This is a genomic window from Chamaesiphon sp. (genome assembly GCF_041738855.1).
GTDB lineage: Bacteria > Cyanobacteriota > Cyanobacteriia > Cyanobacteriales > Chamaesiphonaceae > Chamaesiphon.
In genome coordinates this window covers 1-19,482 of sequence record NZ_JBGSPA010000012.1, presented here as the reverse complement: position 1 = coordinate 19,482, position 19,482 = coordinate 1, and the positions used below count along the sequence as shown (strand labels likewise).

Annotated in this window: 18 protein-coding genes and 1 pseudogene; 10 read left to right on the top strand and 9 right to left on the bottom strand. The window is 47.8% G+C overall.

The window, feature by feature from the left end; all coding sequences use genetic code 11:
• Window positions 1-146 precede the first annotated feature (146 nt).
• From ACEW9I_RS01830 to ACEW9I_RS01805, 6 genes are all read left to right on the top strand, one after another.
• Complete coding sequence (locus tag ACEW9I_RS01830; protein ID WP_373538672.1) at window positions 147-1,784, top strand: Mur ligase family protein; 1,638 nt, start codon at window positions 147-149, stop codon at window positions 1,782-1,784.
• 33 nt (window positions 1,785-1,817) lie between these two features.
• A complete protein-coding gene (locus ACEW9I_RS01825) occupies window positions 1,818-2,405 on the top strand; it encodes a Uma2 family endonuclease (protein WP_373538671.1) in 588 nt (195 codons plus the stop codon).
• 349 nt (window positions 2,406-2,754) lie between these two features.
• Complete coding sequence (locus ACEW9I_RS01820; RefSeq protein WP_373538670.1) at window positions 2,755-3,507, top strand: PEP-CTERM sorting domain-containing protein; 753 nt, start codon at window positions 2,755-2,757, stop codon at window positions 3,505-3,507.
• A gap of 447 nt (window positions 3,508-3,954) precedes the next feature.
• Window positions 3,955-5,130: a cysteine desulfurase family protein gene (locus ACEW9I_RS01815; protein WP_373538669.1), complete on the top strand. Its 1,176-nt coding sequence runs from the start codon at window positions 3,955-3,957 to the stop codon at window positions 5,128-5,130.
• Window positions 5,131-6,074: 944 nt separating this feature from the next.
• A complete protein-coding gene (locus ACEW9I_RS01810) occupies window positions 6,075-8,420 on the top strand; it encodes an Rne/Rng family ribonuclease (protein ID WP_373538668.1) in 2,346 nt (781 codons plus the stop codon).
• Window positions 8,421-8,703: 283 nt separating this feature from the next.
• Window positions 8,704-9,339: a ribonuclease HII gene (locus ACEW9I_RS01805; protein ID WP_373538667.1), complete on the top strand. Its 636-nt coding sequence runs from the start codon at window positions 8,704-8,706 to the stop codon at window positions 9,337-9,339.
• Here ACEW9I_RS01805 and ACEW9I_RS01800 read toward each other — a convergent pair.
• Window positions 9,314-9,898, bottom strand: a complete 585-nt coding sequence (locus ACEW9I_RS01800) for a DUF1997 domain-containing protein (protein WP_373538666.1) — start codon at window positions 9,896-9,898, stop codon at window positions 9,314-9,316. The two genes, ACEW9I_RS01805 and ACEW9I_RS01800, sit on opposite strands and share 26 nt — an antisense overlap.
• Before the next feature lie 281 nt (window positions 9,899-10,179).
• Between ACEW9I_RS01800 and pheA the strand changes: the two genes are divergently transcribed.
• The 3 genes from pheA to ACEW9I_RS01785 all read left to right on the top strand — a co-directional run bounded on the left by pheA (window position 10,180) and on the right by ACEW9I_RS01785 (window position 11,996).
• Entirely contained in the window at window positions 10,180-11,028 is an 849-nt protein-coding gene (gene pheA, locus ACEW9I_RS01795) for a prephenate dehydratase (RefSeq protein ID WP_373538665.1), read from the top strand.
• A 139-nt stretch (window positions 11,029-11,167) separates the two neighbouring features.
• On the top strand, window positions 11,168-11,803 hold the full coding sequence (locus ACEW9I_RS01790) for a PEP-CTERM sorting domain-containing protein (RefSeq protein WP_373538664.1): 636 nt from the start codon (window positions 11,168-11,170) through the stop codon (window positions 11,801-11,803).
• Window positions 11,787-11,996 (top strand): hypothetical protein, encoded by a 210-nt coding sequence (locus ACEW9I_RS01785; RefSeq protein WP_373538663.1) that lies wholly within the window; start codon window positions 11,787-11,789, stop codon window positions 11,994-11,996. The genes ACEW9I_RS01790 and ACEW9I_RS01785 overlap by 17 nt, the downstream gene beginning before the upstream one ends.
• 189 nt (window positions 11,997-12,185) lie before the next feature.
• Here ACEW9I_RS01785 and ACEW9I_RS01780 read toward each other — a convergent pair whose 3' ends face one another.
• On the bottom strand, window positions 12,186-12,569 hold the full coding sequence (locus tag ACEW9I_RS01780; RefSeq protein ID WP_373538662.1) for a type II toxin-antitoxin system VapC family toxin: 384 nt from the start codon (window positions 12,567-12,569) through the stop codon (window positions 12,186-12,188).
• Window positions 12,566-12,814, bottom strand: a complete 249-nt coding sequence (locus ACEW9I_RS01775; RefSeq protein WP_373538661.1) for a DUF2281 domain-containing protein — start codon at window positions 12,812-12,814, stop codon at window positions 12,566-12,568. The genes ACEW9I_RS01780 and ACEW9I_RS01775 overlap by 4 nt, the downstream gene beginning before the upstream one ends.
• Window positions 12,815-13,054: 240 nt before the next feature.
• Here ACEW9I_RS01775 and ACEW9I_RS01770 point away from each other — a divergent pair, with 240 nt between their 5' ends.
• A complete protein-coding gene (locus ACEW9I_RS01770; RefSeq protein ID WP_373538660.1) occupies window positions 13,055-13,843 on the top strand; it encodes a PEP-CTERM sorting domain-containing protein in 789 nt (262 codons plus the stop codon).
• Window positions 13,844-14,043: 200 nt separating this feature from the next.
• Here ACEW9I_RS01770 and ACEW9I_RS01765 read toward each other — a convergent pair whose 3' ends face one another.
• From ACEW9I_RS01765 to gltB, 6 genes and pseudogenes are all read right to left on the bottom strand, one after another.
• The gene (locus tag ACEW9I_RS01765) at window positions 14,044-14,511 is read right to left on the bottom strand and encodes a type II toxin-antitoxin system VapC family toxin (RefSeq protein WP_373538659.1); all 468 of its coding nucleotides are present in this window, start codon (window positions 14,509-14,511) and stop codon (window positions 14,044-14,046) included.
• The gene (locus ACEW9I_RS01760) at window positions 14,508-14,750 is read right to left on the bottom strand and encodes a hypothetical protein (protein ID WP_373538658.1); all 243 of its coding nucleotides are present in this window, start codon (window positions 14,748-14,750) and stop codon (window positions 14,508-14,510) included. Before ACEW9I_RS01760 ends, ACEW9I_RS01765 begins: the two co-directional genes overlap by 4 nt.
• An 89-nt stretch (window positions 14,751-14,839) precedes the next feature.
• A pseudogene (locus tag ACEW9I_RS01755) lies at window positions 14,840-15,064 on the bottom strand (hypothetical protein); the annotation flags it as partial.
• A gap of 28 nt (window positions 15,065-15,092) precedes the next feature.
• Entirely contained in the window at window positions 15,093-15,302 is a 210-nt protein-coding gene (locus ACEW9I_RS01750) for a hypothetical protein (protein WP_373538657.1), read from the bottom strand.
• On the bottom strand, window positions 15,302-15,475 hold the full coding sequence (locus tag ACEW9I_RS01745) for a hypothetical protein (protein ID WP_373538656.1): 174 nt from the start codon (window positions 15,473-15,475) through the stop codon (window positions 15,302-15,304). The genes ACEW9I_RS01750 and ACEW9I_RS01745 overlap by 1 nt, the downstream gene beginning before the upstream one ends.
• 191 nt (window positions 15,476-15,666) lie before the next feature.
• Window positions 15,667-19,482 (bottom strand): glutamate synthase large subunit (gene gltB / locus ACEW9I_RS01740; protein ID WP_373538655.1); only part of this gene is annotated, 3,816 nt, incomplete at its 5' end.

Below are 19,482 nucleotides of genomic sequence, written 5' to 3'. Positions count from 1 at the left end.
TAAAAAAAGATGATATTACTGATTTTGCTCGTAGTAATTCCCCTAGTTGCGATCGGATTAATGGTCTTACTTAACTCTAAATCTTAGGAGATCGGCGGAGATCTTTACCCCGCCCTTACAGCTCGTTAATTCCCATCACGTTCCCCATGCTTACCCTCATCTGCCTCACCATCATCTCCGCTGCCACCATCCTCTTTTTCACCCGCCGAGGGCTGAGATATCTGCGTTATTTCCAGCAAGAAGAATACAACAGCACCCGCTTTAAAGATTGGTTGCTCGAAAAACGTAATTTTGACACCAAAGGCACCGCGATCGCCCTCACAGCCGCCGCACTGAGTAGATTTGGGTCTGGGGGGGATATGGGGATTTGTGTGGCGATTTGCTTAGTTGGCGCAGCAGTTTTAGTCTTCGTCGGTTTTCAGGAAGAAGATCCGCGCCAAGTTGGTAAGATTAAGCTGAAGATGACCGATCGCGCAACGGCGATCTATAACCTTGCTTTAGGACTTTACGCGATCGCCACTATCCTCATCATCGCTGGCACATATTTCTTAGGAGCTGGCGAGAGTATCTACATCTATTGGCTCGTCACAGTTGGCTTAATCCAGTCTGCCCCGATCTGGATTGTCATCGCCAATGCGATCTTATGGCCGCAAGAACTCAAAAAACAACAGGCATTTTTGCAAGAAGCCAAAGATATCCTCGCTGACTATCAGCCCTACACGATCGGGATTACTGGCAGTTATGGCAAAACCAGTACCAAAGCCATTTTAGGGAGTATCCTCGAAGCGATCGAGCCGACATTTTGGACCCCTGGTAGCATCAATACGGAGATGGGTATCACCCGCCAGATTCGCGAGAATTTTAAACCCCAGCAGCAAATCGCCATCATCGAAATGGGCGCATATCAAATCGGATCGATCGCCAGATTGTGCCGTTTTACGCCGCCTAATGCCGGATTGGTAACCGCCGTCGGGGTGATGCACCTCGAACGTTTTGGCGGCGCAGAAAATATCTATACAGCCAAATGTGAACTCGCTCAAGCCATCCCCCCTGATGGATTGCTCGTCTGCAATGGTGACAATCCTGGCGCACGTAAAATGGCAACCGAGCATCCCAAAGCTACTACTCTCCTGTACGGATTGGAGCCAGAACTCGGACACCTCGACTGCTGGATGTCCGATATCAAAGCTAGCATGGACGGCACGACTTTTATGATTCATTGGCAAGGTACAGCGTACCCAGGCTTCACCAAACTACTGGGTGCGCCGATGCTCTCCAACCTCGTCGGCTCCTTTACGATGGCTTGTGCGCTGGGCAAAGATCCTGATTATGTCATCGCCGCCATCCACAATCTCGAACCTGCCAATAGTCGCCTCAACTTGCGTAAAAACGGCGACGGTTTCATCCTCGATGACTCCTACAACTCTAACCCGATCGGGTTTGCCTCAGCTTTAGAAGTGCTGGAAGTTCTTGAAGGCGGACGCAAAATCTTGATGACACCTGGAATGGTAGAACTCGGCGAGATTCAAGCCGCTGAGAACCGCCAAGTGGCTCTCAAAGCTGCCTCGATCTGCGATCTGGCGATCGTCGTTGGCGATACCAATAAGGAAGCTCTCAAAGCCGGACTGATTGAAGGTGGTTTAGCTCCCGATAAGTTGATGGAATTTCCCAATCGTGATGCCGCACTTGCCTATCTGACTAGTCCCGAACACCGTCAAGCCAAAGACATGATTTTGATCGAAAACGACCTCCCCGATCTGTATGAAGCGATCTCCAGGTTTTAGAATATTTACATAACGTTAGTTCGGGATAAGTTTATGCAGTCATTCGCAACCAAACCATTCTTACTAGACATTCACAGCATCACCCTGCGGGTTACCCACGCAGAGTTCGAGCAACTGTGCCAAGACAATCCAGAACTGCGACTAGAGCTAACCGCTAATGGAGAATTAATTACAATGGCACCTGCGGGATGGGAAAGTTCGGAGCGAAATGGAAAACTAACGACTGATGTCGATATTTGGAATCGTCAAACCGATCTAGGCAAAGTGTTTGATTCATCTGGTGGCTTCACCCTACCCAATGGAGCAGTCAAATCGCCCGATGTCACCTGGATCGAAAAATCTAAATTCGCGAATATCCCCCGCAGTGTCGCATTCCCTGAAGTAGTACCGGATTTTGTCATCGAACTGAGATCGATGAGCGACAGCCTCACAACTCTGCGCGACAAGATGGAAGAGTATCGATCGAATGGTGTCCGCCTGGGGTGGCTAATTAATCCCCAACAGCAGCAAGTAGAAATCTATCGATTAGGACAGGAGGTAGAAATCTTGCAATCGCCTACTGCCTTGAGTGGCGAAGATGTTTTGCCTGGGTTCACGATCGATCTACACTCAGTTTTTTAGCGTAGATCGAGTCAAGCAAGTTAGATACTTTCTAATCTAGCTCGATCGACTATATTCTCTGCATTTTATGGCTAGTCATCAGGGTGGCAATCTGTATATATCGATTGCTGCCAACTTTATTATGTCGATCGATAGTTCCTTCCAGTACTTAGACTATGCATCATACCATAAAAAACTCGAGCGCACAAGTACGGATCTCTATCTTGTGTATAGCTCATTTGACAGGTACCCTTATTTCAGGTATTAAGTAATTTTGCTTAGATAATTCTCTAAAAATGTGATTTCTCTAAGTGTAATGACTGATGCTAAACACAGTTAAGACATCTAGCCACAATACACCACCCCGATCGTGAAAATTAAATCTTTATTATTGACTACAAGTATTGCAGTTGGTGGCATCGTTGTCAGTGGAGTTTTTGCTCCAGCACAAGCTTTTACGATCTTTTTTGGTGAAGACACTGGTGCGAATACTGGAGCCAGCCCCATTCCAAACTCGATCGCCGCAGAAGCTAGTTTTCTCTCCAATCTCAGTGGTGCTGGAACTGAGACTTTTGAGGGTTTTGCTAGCGGTGCTACAGCGTCAAACATCAATTTCCCAGGAGTCGGTACAGCCACTATTTCTTCGACGACAGGTGCTGTCGCCTCAGGCGCAAATACAGTAGGGCGTTTTCCCGTTTTAGGTAGTGACAAATATTATGAAGTCGGTAATGGTATTTTTACCATCAATTTTGCTAACCCTGTTGCTGCTTTCGGTTTTTATGGCACCGACATTGGAGATTTTAATGGACAAATTACCCTATCTCTCAACGATGTTGTAAGTAGTGTTTTAACTGTCCCCAACACAATTAGTGGTCCCAATGGTTCGGCACTTTATTACGGTCTGATCGCCCAAACTGCTAATGAAACTTTCAATCAGGTTACTTTTGGCAATACTAATGTAGGGACTGATTTTTTCGGATTTGATAACTTAACAGTTGGGACTCTCTCACAAGTTGCTCCGCCGACAGCAGTTCCCGAACCCTTTAGCATTATCGGCACCCTCGTAGGTGGAACCGCAGCACTACGGATGAGAAAAAAACTCAAAGCTAATAGTGAAGTTTAATTTTATACCGATTTAAACTGCCGATGTTTGGAAGAAGTTATCTTTTCCAAGACACCGTAATTAATTGCGGTGTCTTTTTGGTGTTGTTGGGTATTGGATATTCTAGTAAGATCTGAGTATTGCCATGCCGATGCTTGAACTGATCGATCTTTGCTCGTGCTAGATGGGATGCGGAGATCTGACCCACCCCACCCTACGGGCACCCCTCCGAGGAGGGGATTTTCTTCGGTCATGCCCTTTGGGCATAGCCCAAAACCCTTTGACGAGGGGATAACTTGGGGTAAACCAACCTGAAATGTAGTCTAGCAGCCCTTTACATACACGGTAACTTGAAATACTAGGATCCAAAGTCCCCTCCTCGGAGGGGTGCCCGTAGGGCGGGGTGGGTAGATCCACGCATCCACCCCACCAAACCTCGATCGCATCCACACTCAACCTCACCATCACATGTCTACCGATCGACACCAACCCATCTATCTCGATCGACATGCCACCACCCCAGTCGATCCGCGCGTCCTTGCGGCAATGTTGCCATATTTTACCGAACATTTTGGCAATCCGACTAGTACCACGCACCAATATGGTTGGGCGGCAGAGGCGGCGGTAACTGGTGCTAGAGAAACCATCGCCACTGCCATTGGCGCGAGTCCAGAGGAGATTGTCTTTACTAGCGGTGCGACAGAAGCCAACAATCTCGCGCTCAAGGGTGTTGCTGAAGCATATTTTGCTAAAGGACAACATCTGATTACGCTGCAAACCGAACACAATGCAGTTTTAGATCCTTGCGAATATCTAGAATCCTTGGGATTTACAGTTACTTATTTACCTGTCGCACCCGATGGTTTGGTCGATCTCGAACTTTTAGAAAAAGCGATCCGTCCCGACACGATCTTAGTCTCAATCATGGCTGCCAATAACGAGATCGGCGTACTGCAACCACTAGCAGCAATCGGTAAAATCTGTCGAGAAAATGGTGTTTTGTTTCATACCGATGCTGCTCAAGCGATCGGTCAAATCCCCTTAGATGTGGATTCATGCAATATCGATCTGATGTCGATGACCGCCCACAAAATCTATGGCCCCAAAGGTAGCGGCGCACTCTACGTCCGTCGCCGCAATCCCCGTGTCAAGTTGTCGCCGCAACTACATGGCGGCGGACACGAACGGGGGATGCGATCGGGTACGCTGTACACACCGCAGATCGTTGGTTTTGCTAAAGCTGTAGAGATTGCTGTCAGCGAGATGGATGCAGAAACCGTCAGATTGACCGAACTGCGAACGCGGTTATGGTCGCAACTGAGTCAGCTCGATGGTGTCTACCTCAATGGTCATCCGACGCAGCGACTAGCAGGGAATCTAAATATTAGTGTCGCTGGAGTGGATGGTAATGCGCTCCTACTGGGTCTGCGCCCGACTGTCGCCCTCTCATCGGGAGCCGCTTGTAGTTCCGCCAAAATCGAACCTTCTCACGTTTTACGGGCACTAGGACGATCGGAATCTCTCGCTTATGCTGCACTGAGGTTCGGAATTGGGCACAATAATACAGTAGAGCAAATCGATCGAGTCGCCACGACCACGATCGCGACGATTCAAAGTCTCCGCAAGTTAGCTTTGAGATCGTGACAATTTGCAGGTATAATCGAAAGTAACCAAGATCGATCGCCACCAAGGAAGAATGAGCTTCAGCCAATTTTCCGAACATCCTCTGGTAATCCAAACCAGAAGCGATCGCTTACTTGACAAAATTTTCGTGGATTTTTGGATATACCACCATCCTGGTAGCTAACTACTAAGTGCAATAGATCTAGTGAGGATTGGAACATCACTCCAGTTCACCCTATTTGAGAAAGCTCCAGATCCAACTCTGTTGAGGGTTGATATCACTTGCCAGGACAATCGACCCAATCGTCAAGTCCAACTACTCCAAATCTTTGGCAGCAGTTGGGTGGGAATACGGTCTCGCGCTCGTGCGTACCGCGTCTGATGTTAACCAAGACCTGTTGTTGGCACAACCGATCCGATGCGTTGGTGTAGCCCAGCTAGCGATCTCATAGCCAGTGGTAAGTCTTTGTTCCTCGGACGCGCTGCAAGCAAGTATCGCCTGATTTGGGTTGGAGAATGAGCAGAAGAATAAGTAAATCGCACAGCTCAGACAGTCAGTCCACATGTTGGTAAAACTACCTAGCTCGTTTACCGATCTATTTTGCTCGTCCCAGCAGCAGTAGAACTACATTAACGTGTGATTTTACCGCTGTAGCCCTCAATTTACGCCCTGGGTCTGCCCGCGATCGACAATCGGCAGCTATACATCTCAATTAGTAGGGTAAGTGTCTTAATTTAGTACTTATCGCTGTAGACAGATGTCAACCAGATAGTTATCGAGTCGATCTTACGTGCCGATCGATGGTCTCACTAGATTTACACCAGCAGTTGCTACTCGATCGCCAACTTAGATCGGTACCAACCAGTTAGCTACTTGCGACAAATTAAGTTACATCATACCAGTACCGCTCTGCACCTGTCGATTCGAGGCGATCGGGCGGGCTGCTAATTTTCGAGGAAATTGAATGCCAAAGCAAATAATTATTGCGGAGCAACACCGCATTGGTGCAGTATTTGGGGAAGACCAAATTCAAGAGTTGGTAGTAGCGACCGGACAACATCAGGTCAGCGATATCTATCTTGGCATCGTCGAAAATGTGTTGCAAGGGATTGACGCCGCATTTATCAACATTGGCGACCCTTCGCGAAATGGATTCATTCACGTTACCGATTTGGGGCCACTCCGACTCAGACGCAGTGCTGGATCGATCGTCGAGTTGCTAGCACCACAGCAAAAAGTGTTGGTGCAAATCATGAAGGAACCAACTGGCAATAAAGGCCCCAGACTGACTGGAAATGTCAGCCTCCCCGGTCGTTATGTCGTGTTGATTCCCTTTGGCAAAGGTGTCAATCTGTCGCGCCGGATTCGTTCTGAGGGCGAACGCAACCGACTCCGCGCTCTCGCCGTCCTTGCCAAACCAGCCGGAATGGGTTTACTCGTCCGCACTGAAGCAGAAGACACCACCGAGGAGGCGATCCTCGAAGATCTCGAACAACTCCAAAAGCAATGGGAAGTGGTGCAGCAAGACGCCAACTCCACGCGCGCGCCAGCTTTACTCAATCGCGATGATGACTTCATCCAAAGAGTGCTCCGCGATATGTATGCCGCCGATGTCAACCGGATTGTCGTAGACTCCGAACAGGGACTCAAGCGAGTCAAACAGACACTCTTGGGCTGGAATGACGGTCAACTACCGCAAGGAGTTGTGGTCGATAGACATCGCGAACGCCAACCGATCCTCGAATATTTTCGAGTCAATGCCGCCATTAGGGAATCATTAAAACCCAGAGTAGATCTGCCTTCTGGTGGTTATATTATCATCGAACCGACCGAAGCATTGACGGTCGTGGATGTCAACTCTGGTTCCTTCACGCGATCGACCACCTCTCGCGAAACAGTACTATGGACTAATTGTGAAGCCGCAACTGAAATTGCCCGTCAGTTGAGACTGCGGAATATCGCTGGGGTGATCATTATCGACTTTATCGATATGGATTACCGCAAAGATCAGCTGCAAGTACTAGAGCATTTCAATAAACAACTCCGCGTTGACAAAGCTCGCCCCCAAATCGCCCAACTATCCGAACTCGGACTAGTCGAACTCACCCGCAAACGCCAAGGTCAGAATATCTATGAGCTATTTGGTGAAACCTGTAGCACTTGTGGCGGCTTAGGACACTTAGCACACGTTCCTGGCGAAGCAGTCTATGGTGCAGATGGTGAGGCAGTACCAATCTCACTAGTTTCTACCGTACCTCAACGCGAACATCGCCATCGGAGTAGCAGTACCGACAAGACATCGCTGTCAGGGAGAGGATTGACCAGAAGCCCCCGCCGCAACGATCGCACTTTACCAGATCCGCGTCAAACAGCACCAGTACCAGAGGAAGTCTGGGATACCTTCGATCCCGAAGGCACCGAAGGTGAAGATGATTTCAACCTCGTCAATCACCCCAGCTATCAACAGCAAAATGGAGCTGGCAAAAAACGTCGCCGTCGCGTCAGTCGCACCGAACGCGAAGAAGTGGTGCGGAATGTGCCCCGTCCAACTCCCAATGGTGAGACTAGTCGGACGCCGCTACCCAATGGCACTCCGAGTCGGAATATCGCTACACCCAGTCGTGCTGTCTCTCCCCCACCAGAGGACAATACGCGGGCGACTCTGGTCAGTCGTAATTTTGCACCGCCTGAGATCGAAGCATTCGTGCCAGAGCCGTTGCCAGCATCAGTAGCAGTGGTTGACGATAGTCCGAGCATCAGCTCTGACTCGATGTCAGAAGAGCGCGAACGTCCTGAGAAACCGCAGCGAGTCAAGCCGACGCGCCCGACGATCGAACCACCAGAAGTAGTCGCCGTGGAAATGTCCGATCTGGAGAAAGAAACCTATGCCTGGATGGGAATTTCGCCATTAGTCAAGTTGGGGCATGAGCTAAACAACCCCAAAACGGCAATTATTAATATTGTCCCAGTGGGTAGTTTACCCCCTGCGCCTGTGCCGACGATCGGTCAAGTTGATACTAGCAGCGACGCAGAGCCAGAACCAACTGAGTTTTCAGTAGAGACGATGCGAGCTGATGATGTGGCAAGCGAGCCAATTGTGGCATCTCTGACAGTGGGTTTTCAGCCTGAAGCGATCGATGAGATAGTGGAATCTCTGCCAGTAGTAACTGTCGATGAAGTCACAATTGAAACGGCTCAAGTAGTTGCCGATCCCGCTCCAGTTGAGCTGTTGACCATGGATGTCGAGCTACCAGAAGAACTCCCAAAAAATCGGCGCAGCAAACGTCGTTCTTCGGCAGTAGTCGATTGATAGTTGACAAGATAGCTTAATAGTGGTGGGGATAATTCATGAATTACCCCTACCATTAATTTTGAGGGCATAAATAATCGATCGATACTTTTCTACTCCCTTCCCACCCAAGAAATAAACGATTCTACCAGGGAGAGGCTGCACCAACGCAATCCACCATTCACCATCCACTTACTACCCTAGATATCTAACTTGGGTTCGTTCCACGGTCGTCGTCTCGGGTCACCCGAGCCGTGGGAACAGAGGCGGGACGAACTCCGCAATTTGAAACTAGTAAGAAAGTATGACTAGTCACGAATTTACCTGTGCTCAACAGCTCATTGCTGGTGTCGATGAGGTAGGTAGAGGCGCGTTATTTGGGGTGGTGGTAGCAGCCGCTGTCATCTTACCTAAAGAGCTAATCGGTGACTGTCAGCAGTGGGGTATCAAAGATAGTAAAAAACTCTCAGCGCATCGTCGCGAAATATTGGTACCCCAAATCCAACAAGCAGCGATCGCTTATCAAATCGGCATCGCCACCATTGCTGAGATCGATGAGTTAAATATTTTGCAAGCATCGCTACTCGCCATGCGGCGAGCGATTTTGGGGTTAGTTGTCACACCAGAATTATGTTTGGTAGATGGCAATAAATCGATTCCCAACTTAGATCTTCCCCAGCAAACTTTAGTCAAAGGGGAAGATAAATCAGTCGCAATCGCGGCTGCGAGTATTTTAGCCAAAGTCTGGCGCGATCGATTGATGAGCGATCGCGCGTTAATTTATCCTCACTACGATCTGGCTCAGAATAAAGGTTATGGTACCGCTCGACATCTGAGCGCAATCGATCGACATGGAATTACACCCGAACATCGACAGTCTTTTAGCCCTTGTACATCACCTCGATCGTCCCTCTCTAGCCTAAGTGTGGATGAGGATTAGCGATCGCATCAATATAATTGCCTTCAGTGCCTGTATTTGCCCAGACTGCATAGTCAGCCAACAATTGATTCATCAATCGTTGCTTGAAAGAGTTGAGAATACTTTTGAGTAAACTATTTCCCGCCGATTCTACCATTGCTAGCGGCATGAAATTTAATGGTGGCGGTAGATCGACTTGCACCGCCAAATCTGCACTCCCGCCGAGATAAGTTTGCCCCTGTTTTTGATAAGGTGATAATTTACCGCTCAGTTGCAGACTAAAGCGGCGATCGATATATTCGATGCCCCGAATTTCACAACGAGTTGCAACCACTCTGACCGTACTGTCTACCTCCGTCCACACTCGTAAAAATACCGTCGGCTGAAGATCGAATCCAAAAAAACTCAGCGTCCGCATGGTCAAACAGAACTCATCCTCACTCACCTGTCTCATCCGATCGGGATCGACCAAAGAGCCGACCAGCCGCTGCGGCTGCCGCAGATAATGACCGATCGGGATCGGTTGCTGGGGGACAGCAATATCAACCGATCGCTCTGCTGTAAATTTAACGACGTGCATATATAACTAAGAATTAGAGACTAGGGACACCAGCCAAAATAATCGACTGCCAATTGTCAATACTAATGAGATTGTTTGAATATTAACTAGCTGAAACTTAGCCAAAGAATCAGTTTTAATTTGGAGCTGTAGAGTGGCGATCGAATCTCCTTGTTTAAAATTTTATCGCATTTATGACTTACTCGGATCGCGGCTTCACCACCAAGATTTCTAACCAAAATCAACAGCATCGGCAATCGATCGAGTAAAATCAGAACTCTGGTAAGAGTTGAAAATTATTTATGACTTTGAAGATCGCTCACCTAGGGCCGAAAGGTACTTATACAGAAGCTGCGGCGATAGCTTATGCCGACACGGCACTCATCGGTACTCCAGTCTCCCTACAGCCCTATCCCAGTATCGCTCAAACGCTGCAAGCGGTCGCTAGTAGGGAAGTAATGCTGGCGATCGTCCCAGTCGAAAACTCGATCGAGGGTGGGGTCACGATGACTGCCGATACGATCTGGAAATTGGCAGCAACCCTTCAAATTCAACAAGCGATCGTCTTGCCGATCCATCATGCCTTGATTTCGATCGCGACCGACATGAGTCAGATCGAGAGAGTGTACTCCCATCCCCAAGCTCTGAGTCAGTGCCAGCAGTGGCTACAAGGCTCTCTACCTCACGCGGCGCAGATTGCCGATAGTTCGACTACTGCTGCCCTCACGATGCTTTCTAGCCAGCCTCAGGCGGCGGCAATTTCTTCAGTCCGCGCCGCAAGTATCTACAATTTGCCGATACTTGCACATCCCATCAACGATCGTCTCGATAATCAAACGAAGTTTTGGGCGATCGGTTTGGAGCCGACACTAGCCGGAAATTGCACCTCTGTAGCCTTTGGGTTGCGATCGAATACTCCTGGTGGCTTGATGACAGCTCTAGGTTTTTTTGCCAATCGCGGCTTGAACTTGAGTCGGATCGAATCCCGTCCGAGCAAACGTTCTTTAGGAGAATATCTATTTTTTATCGACATCGAAACCGATGTGGACAACTGCCCTGCCCTAAAATCTGCGCTGGCAGATCTAACTGCTTATGCCGAAACAGTCAAGCATTTTGGTAGTTATTACACGACGATCGTCGATCCAGCCTAATCGAGATGTAGAGCGATCGCCGATCGTCTTCCGTCATACATCACGGAAGTTTAGCTGAGTAGGTTCAGCCAATCGATGGATCTCAACCAAAATTACAGCGGTTAACTTGGAGGTGTTCTGCTCTGAAAATAGATTTAAAATGAATAAATTTTGGTATGTATCATTAAGCGCAATTTCTGTAACAATCTTGGCGACTCCGATCGCTGTACAAGCCTTTACGATCGCCGCTCCAGGCACTGAAGGTTTCGATGTTGTTGCTAACGGCGGCAATGTTACTGCTATCTATGATGGCACCACAGCAGGCTACCGTGACGACTTATATTTGATGCTCGATGCTCTTGGCAACCCTGGTAATGACGGAATTACCGGAAACGATCTTTTCATCTTCAACAATCAAGATTCAACAGTTGGTAGCAGCAAAGACTTAGGTACATTTGCCGATGGGACTGTATTAAGCTTTAGATTGAATGTCACCAATCCAGACAATACCACGATAGATTTCTTCTCTGGGGCAGCGGCTCTCAATCCAGACGGACTGTTTCATGCCAGAGCGCAGTCAGGCTTCGGCGATCTCACAACTACTTTAGTCAGCTTTGAAGATTTAGCAGGCGGCCCCTTCGATTACAATGACCTGAGTTTTACTATTGCGTCAACTCGTACAGTCGCACCTGCAAGCACCGCAGTACCCGAACCCTTCACGATCGTTGGTACTTTGATTGGTGGTACAGCCGCTTTGCGGATGAGAAAGAAGCTAGCTGATGCTAATAAAGGTTAGATTGAATTTAGTCATCAAGAATCACGATCGCTTTTTTAAGTTTTATATCCAATCGTTATATCGATCGAAATCAAACACACTCAAAAATATGCAAATCCACAACGATGAGGATCTAGAAATCGATCCGATGTTTATCGGCGATTTAGGGAAACAGGGATGGAAAGAGCAGGATTTGGGTTTGTTCGATCGATAAATGTTGGACAAGCGGGAATTGGCTAGGAGGGCGTTTCGATCGATCGAGCAATTACAGCAACTTCAATCCTCACCAAGCAATGATTGATAAACGGTAATCGATCGAACCGTTAGAGATTGAGTCATAGCAACAGCATCGAATCCTCAAATTTCCCATCAAAAGCACTAAAATTATTAACATAGATCGAGACTAAAGCCGATCGATCTCATCTCGATCGAAAGCACTATCTACAGTGGATAAAGTCATTTTTTCGACTTGAGATTGAGCAATGAGCAATCGATCGAAAGGATCTCGATGGTGAGCGGGTAGATTTGAGAGTGCGTAAATATGCTTTAAGTCAATCGACAGTAACTGAATAGAATTTTGTTCGATCTGAATGTCTACGATTGTTGCGAGATCGCCCTTCAAATCTAGTTTTCCTAAAGCTACTTTGATTTGGATTTCCCAAATACTTGCCAAGCTAATAAATAAACTATTCTGACGGTTGATTATCGATTCAGTGAATCTTGGTGATAAGCGTTCTGGTTCTGTCGCCATCCAGATAAAGATATGAGTATCTAGCAAAATCCTCATTCTTCGCCGAGCCAAAATTCATCTGGTAGTGGTTCATCAAAATCATCGCTCATTTTCATTGCGCCGCGATTTAGCCCCAAAGTTCTTGGAGGTAGTTCTGAAGGATGATGATTCTCTGGGATATCCGATACGTCAAGAGAGCGAATAAAGGCTAGGACGCTCAGTTGCATTGGTTCGGGGGTTTTCTCTAGTTCCTGGACTATCGATTCGATCGTGGAACGTCCGCTATGCGGGGTCGTACTCATGATTGTAATGGGGCAGATTGAATATGATTCAATTTTACCATTCCCACATTTAGGCAACAAGGATCGTTTGCTGCTGAAAAGTGTTCATCCATTAGGAATGCTCGATAACTACTGATGAAATACTAACATAATCACTGCTAAACATCAATTGCTACGGTCAATAGACATCCACTACTTTATATAATTATACCCCGATTGGCAAGATTAGCATCTTCAAATACATTATGCAATAAAATTTGTATGAACTTTATTCAATCGCTTGGGATTGTTGCTACTTCAGTTAGTCTGGCAGTATTTCTTACACCGTCTGCTCAGGGGGCGGTTTTATACGATCAAAATTTTGAAAACCCTACTGGGTTTGTCAACGATGGCGGTGACGTTAATATCTTCAGGTCAGTCAATACTCTCTATGGAAATCAACCGCCTGGATTCACTTTTGCCCAGGCTAACACGGTTGAAACGCTACTTATTACTGGCAATAGTGCGTTTGGAACTGGCTATTCCGATCCTTCAGGTAAAGGGGGAAACTACGCACTCGGTATGCTTTCCAACGTTCAAAATGATTTGCTCGGTTTGTCTTTTAATGTTGGGAGCAACCAGTTTTTAAACGCTCGTTTAGATATTTCAAGCATAGATCTTAGTGTGTTTAGCGGTCCATTTGTTACGTCTGGAGCGATACCGACTTTTGAGTTCACACTGTATGACAATCCTAGTGGAACTACGGGACTAGGCAGCGGAAAAATTTTGTCTGTGTTGCGAGCATCAGGTACGGCATCGGCACGTAATGTGTTTGATTGGACGGAGGTTTTGCTACCATTAAATACAAGCGGCAATACCAACGGCAATGTGACGCTACGAATCGATCTTCTAAGTGGTGGTTATGCAGCATTAGACAACATACGTATTGCAGCTTCTGATACTCCTGGTGATGTTGGTGACATTACGGCGGTACCAGAACCCTCTACAATACTAGGCATTGCTTTGGCGGGTGGTGGACTTGCCTATCTCAAGCGTCGTCGTTCGGTTTAGTTTGCTCGACTTTTTGTGAAACCGCCGATCTCACAAAGCTGGGTTACTTGTCCTGCTCCCAGCTTTGCTTTTGTTAGTTTGGGGAAGCTTAAATCACACAGCTTCGCTAAGGGAGCGACTAAAGGCTGGGACGCTCAGTTGCATTTGTTCGGAGATTTTCTTTACTTAGTGGAGTAGTGATTCGATCGTGGAGTGCTAAACTAAAATTCTATTTCCTCCCACGATCGAGCGATCGTGAATCTACTCAAATGTTTAACATTGGTCGTAGCGATCGTTACCTCTTGCCCTGGATATTCTTCAGTTAAAATTAGCCAATGAGCTGCAATAATTATATCTGCATCTAATTCTCGATCTCCAGCAGTTCCTTGACCTGTGATTCTAGCTTGTGCCCAGATTTTAGCTGCCCTCTGCAAAACGACACGTTCTGTCGGTAAAAAATCCACGATTTGGGCAAGCCCATCTAATCTAGATAAACCCGATACATGAGGATTCTTATGCAGTGCTAATTCTAAACCCCGTCTCACCTCATAGTCACAGATATCCGAACTGACTACATAGACACTCCTAGCTAATAATCTATACAACCAAGACTGACAGTTAACTGCTAACTCGCGATCGTTGGGCGAAGATAATAAACCGATAATCCCACTATCCAGAAAAACTATCATTCTTCCGAAAATAATTTACAACCAGGTTTTCTTTCGAGATCGATTATTTCCTTAAAATCGTTAAAAAACTCGCGATTTAGTTCGTTTTGTTCGGGAGTTACTTCTTCATTCATCCAGTTTTCTAGGGTTTGCATTGCCGCAATTTTTCTAGCTTGTTCATCTGCTGGAGTGCGCCCTAAAGATTTGAGAAACTTTTCTTCATCAGTTTCTAGCTGAGTGGCAGTGGGATTGTTAGACATAAAAATTATTGCTTAAACGTCTCTTTTATTTATTATACCCCTAGATTTCAGACCCCCGACTTCTTCGAGAAGTCGGGGGTCTGCTAGCTTTAACTACCCCCAATTCGTGCTACATCGCGGGCATTTTCCTCAAAAGCAGCATTGAGTGCATCATCGCCACTCAACCCCGAAGCCAGGGCATTCTGAATCGCTTGCAACACCCGTTTATAGTCACGCGGCATCACCTTCACAAACTTCGGCACCATCTCCTCCCAGTTTGCTAGAACGGCGATCGCTTTCTGACTCTTAGTATATTGAGCGTGTTTCTCGATCGAACCCCGCGATTTAGAAACAGTGAGTCTTCTAGCCTGTTTTTAGTTGCGCTAACTTTTGTTGAATTAAAATTTCTACTTCCTTAACCTCAGTATTCGAGTTGGGAATGTTAAATGTCTCTGGGGATGCTTCCGCAGTAAAGCGATCGACAAACATACGGAATGCAGATCGATCGTCGGGGTGAGCGATGACATAAGCTCTTAACTCACCTTTAGTCATGGTATCAAAGTCAGGGTTCATTATAAGAATCTCCAAAGACCATTAGGATAGATTTCGATCTGGATGTTATCACCAGCTAAAATAAATAGATTTTCCGTTCGATCGTCAAGACGAACAATGAAAATAGGTGTGAAGGTATTGGTTAAGGATTGGCACAGAATTACACACCTGATGCCTTGTTCGGCGGTTGGCAAAATTTGGATACCTCACAATTATGATTATAGAATACTGCATTAGATCGCGATCGATCTACGCAGACTAATTTCCTAGTCTGCGTAGGCAGACTTTGCAACATCAGCAGCGGTTTGCGGCGCGTGCTCGTCGGGTTTCCCGACGGTTTAGCGCGACAAGACACAACCGCTAGCAAATTGAAACGTATCGATTTCTAACTCCCCCCAATACGAGCCACATCGCGGGAATTCTCCTCAAAAGCAGCATCGAGCGCATCATCACCACTCAACCCCGAAGCCAGGGCATTCCCAATCGCTTGCAACACCCGTTTATAGTCGCGTGGCATCACCTTCACAAACTTCGGCACCATTTCATCCCAATGTGCCAGAACTGCGATCGCTTTCTGACTCTTGGTATATTGGGCATGTTTCTCGATCGAATCCTTCAACTTCGCAATCTCTTCAGCATCGGAAAGCGTTTCCAAGCCCACCATCTGGGTATTGCAGCGCGTCGCAAAATCACCTTGCTCGTCGAGGATATAGGCAACACCACCACTCATCCCCGCCGCGAAATTGCGTCCGGTTTTACCCAGAACGATGACTTGTCCGCCTGTCATGTATTCACAACCATGATCGCCGATCGATTCCACAATCGCACTGACACCAGAGTTACGGACACAGAACCGTTCGCCTGCCATTCCGTTGATGTAAATTTCGCCGCTGGTGGCTCCGTAGAGGGCGACGTTACCGACGATGACATTTTCGGCAGCGATGAAGGTGGATTTGGGCGAGGGGTAGAGGATGATTTTACCGCCGCTGAGTCCTTTGCCGATGTAGTCGTTGGCATCGCCTTCGAGTTCGAGGGTTACGCCTTTGGGGATGAAGGCACCGAAGCTTTGTCCGGCACTGCCTTGGAAGTGGAGGTGAACGGTGTCTTCTGGGAGTCCGTGCCAGTGTTGTTTGGTAATTTCGTTACCAAGGATGGTACCGACGGCGCGGTTGACGTTGCAGATCGGGAGGGTGGCTTTAGTTGGTTTGCCATCCAGAATCGAGTCTTTGCACAGATCCAATAAAGTAGTAATATCGAGGGATTTGTCAAGTCCGTGATCTTGGGCGATTTTTTGATAGCGTCCGACTTCTGCGCCTGCTTCGGGTTGGTAGAGGAGGTTGGAGAGGTCGATGTTTTTGGCTTTCCAATGGGCGATCGCTTGTTTGGATTCTAGGATATCGGTGCGCCCAACCATTTCGTTGAGGGTGCGGAAGCCGAGGGATGCCATGATTTCCCGTAAGTCTTGGGCGATGAACCGCATAAAATTGACGGTGTGGGCGGGATCTCCGGTGTAGGTGGCGCGGAGTTCGGGGTTTTGGGTGGCGATGCCAGCAGGGCAGGTATTCAGATGGCAGACGCGCATCATGATACAGCCGAGGGTGACGAGGGGGGCGGTGGAGAAACCGAATTCTTCGGCACCGAGAAGGGCGGCTATGGCGATGTCTCGTCCGGTTTTGAGCTGTCCGTCGGTTTCGACGACGATGCGGCTGCGGAGGTTATTGAGGACGAGGGTTTGGTGGGTTTCGGCGAGTCCGAGTTCCCACGGTAATCCGGCGTGTTTGATTGAGGTTTGGGGGGAGGCTCCGGTACCACCGTCGAAGCCGGAGATGAGTACTACATCGGCGTGGGCTTTGGCAACCCCTGCGGCGATCGTGCCGACTCCGACTTCGGATACTAGTTTGACGTTGATCCGCGCATCCCGATTGGCATTTTTGAGATCGTGGATCAGTTCGGCGAGATCTTCGATCGAGTAGATATCATGGTGCGGTGGGGGTGAAATCAGCCCGACACCTGGGGTAGAGTGGCGCACCTTAGCAATCCAGGGGTAGACTTTTTTACCTGGGAGTTGTCCGCCTTCGCCTGGTTTGGCTCCCTGTGCCATTTTGATTTGGATTTCTTTGGCTTGGGAGAGGTAGAGGCTGGTGACACCAAATCGTCCTGATGCTACTTGTTTGATGCCGCTATTTTTGGAATCGCCTTGCTCGTTTGTCCAGGTATAGCGTTCGGGATCTTCGCCGCCTTCGCCTGTGTTGGATTTACCGCCGATCCGGTTCATGGCGATCGCTAGTCCTTCATGTGCTTCACTAGAGATGGAGCCATAGCTCATCGCCCCAGTTTTAAAGCGTTTGAGGATATTCTCGATCGGTTCTACTTCTTCAATGGGAATTGCTGTTTGCGGTTTAAAATCTAACAAGCCGCGCAGGGTGAAGTGTTTTTTATCCTGCTCGTTAATCAGCTTGGCATACTTCTGATACAGATCGTATTTACCCGTCCGCGCCGCCTGTTGCAAAGCGTGGATACTTTCGGGGCTGAATAAGTGTTCTTCACCATCTTTGCGCCACTGATAATCACCACCGACATCTAGGGTTTGACCTTTGGCAGGTCGATCGGGGAAGGCGTGAGTGTGGCGGGTAATCGTTTCTTGGGTAATTACGCCGACATCAGCACCTTCAATCCGCGATGCAGTGCGGGTAAAGTACTTATCGATCGTCACTTGATTCAAGCCGACAGCTTCAAAAATCTGGGCACCGCGATAACTTTGAATCGTCGAAATTCCAATCTTCGAGGCGACTTTAGTTACGCCTTTAGTTGCGGCTTTAATATAGTTTTTAACAGCAGTAGGATAATCAACATCCAACAACATTTTCTGAGCGATTAAATCCGCGATCGTCTCGAATGCCAAGTAAGGATTAATCGCCCCACAACCATAACCAATCAACGTCGCAAAGTGATGAACTTCACGGGGTTCGCCGGATTCTAATACCAATCCGACGCGAGTACGAGTACCCGTGCGAATTAGATGGTGATGCAAGCCAGAAATAGCAAGTAACGCAGGAATCGCCGCAGTTTCAGGATTAACACCTCGATCGCTCAAAATTAGGATGCTAATACCGGATTCGATCGCTTTGTCAGAGGCAGCAAAAATCGCCTCTAACGCTGCTTCAAGTCCTTTGACTCCATCTTTAGGGTTGAACAGCATCGGGATGGTTACAGAGCTAAATCCACCCTCATTCAGGTGCTTTAACTTCGCTAGTTCAGCATCACTTAAAATCGGCGATTTCAATGCAATTAAATGACAACTTTCGGGTTCTGGCTGAAGTAAATTCCGCTCAGATCCGATCGTAGTTTGTGCTGAAGTGATAATTTCTTCCCGAATTGAATCGATCGGCGGATTAGTAACTTGAGCGAATAACTGTTGGAAATAATCGTAGAGTAATTTGGGTCGATCGGACAACACCGCCAACGGTGTATCAGTTCCCATCGAACCCGTTGCTTCGACACCATCCCGCGCCATCGGCGTAATCAGCATCCGCAACTCTTCAAAGGTATAGCCAAACGCCATTTGACGTTTCAGCAACTCATCACCCTCTTTTGGTAGGGGCAGCGAGGGACTAGAAAGGCTCTCTAACCTAACTAAATGCTCATCCAACCACGCTTGATAAGGATGTGCGCTAGTAATCTCCTGCTTGATTTCCTCATCGCTCACAATCCGCCCAGCGACGGTATCCACCATGAACATCTTGCCTGGTTCCAACCGTCCCTTCGTGACTACTTTTTCTGGCGGAATCGTCAACACACCCGCTTCCGATGCCATAATCACCAGATCGTCAGTCGTCACATAGTACCGCCCAGGGCGCAAACCATTCCGATCGAGTACTGCCCCGATCGAGCTACCATCAGTAAACGCGATCGAAGCTGGGCCATCCCACGGTTCCATCAAGCAGGAATGGTACTCATAAAACGCCTTCTTCTGTTCGCTCATCGACTCATGCGCCGTCCAAGGTTCGGGCACCATCATCATCATCGCATGGGGCAAGCTGCGACCGGAAAGGGTCAATAGTTCCAGAGCATTATCAAAGATCGTCGAGTCACTACCATCGACATTAATCGCAGGTTTAATCTTATTAATATCATCGCCGAATAAATCTGACGCAAACAGCGACTGCCGCGCCGTCATCCAGTTGATATTGCCGCGCATGGT

Bases quoted from the DNA above. Each gene is read 5' to 3' on its own strand.
- ACEW9I_RS01830 (WP_373538672.1), top strand. From the start codon at position 147: ATGCTTACCCTCATCTGCCTCACCATCATCTCCGCTGCCACCATCCTC.
- ACEW9I_RS01825 (WP_373538671.1), top strand. From the start codon at position 1,818: ATGCAGTCATTCGCAACCAAACCATTCTTACTAGACATTCACAGCATC.
- ACEW9I_RS01815 (WP_373538669.1), top strand. From the start codon at position 3,955: ATGTCTACCGATCGACACCAACCCATCTATCTCGATCGACATGCCACC.
- ACEW9I_RS01810 (WP_373538668.1), top strand. From the start codon at position 6,075: ATGCCAAAGCAAATAATTATTGCGGAGCAACACCGCATTGGTGCAGTA.
- ACEW9I_RS01805 (WP_373538667.1), top strand. From the start codon at position 8,704: ATGACTAGTCACGAATTTACCTGTGCTCAACAGCTCATTGCTGGTGTC.
- ACEW9I_RS01800 (WP_373538666.1), bottom strand. From the start codon at position 9,898: ATGCACGTCGTTAAATTTACAGCAGAGCGATCGGTTGATATTGCTGTC.
- pheA (WP_373538665.1), top strand. From the start codon at position 10,180: ATGACTTTGAAGATCGCTCACCTAGGGCCGAAAGGTACTTATACAGAA.
- ACEW9I_RS01790 (WP_373538664.1), top strand. From the start codon at position 11,168: ATGAATAAATTTTGGTATGTATCATTAAGCGCAATTTCTGTAACAATC.
- ACEW9I_RS01785 (WP_373538663.1), top strand. From the start codon at position 11,787: ATGCTAATAAAGGTTAGATTGAATTTAGTCATCAAGAATCACGATCGC.
- ACEW9I_RS01780 (WP_373538662.1), bottom strand. From the start codon at position 12,569: ATGAGGATTTTGCTAGATACTCATATCTTTATCTGGATGGCGACAGAA.
- ACEW9I_RS01775 (WP_373538661.1), bottom strand. From the start codon at position 12,814: ATGAGTACGACCCCGCATAGCGGACGTTCCACGATCGAATCGATAGTC.
- ACEW9I_RS01770 (WP_373538660.1), top strand. From the start codon at position 13,055: ATGAACTTTATTCAATCGCTTGGGATTGTTGCTACTTCAGTTAGTCTG.
- ACEW9I_RS01765 (WP_373538659.1), bottom strand. From the start codon at position 14,511: ATGATAGTTTTTCTGGATAGTGGGATTATCGGTTTATTATCTTCGCCC.
- ACEW9I_RS01760 (WP_373538658.1), bottom strand. From the start codon at position 14,750: ATGTCTAACAATCCCACTGCCACTCAGCTAGAAACTGATGAAGAAAAG.
- ACEW9I_RS01750 (WP_373538657.1), bottom strand. From the start codon at position 15,302: ATGAACCCTGACTTTGATACCATGACTAAAGGTGAGTTAAGAGCTTAT.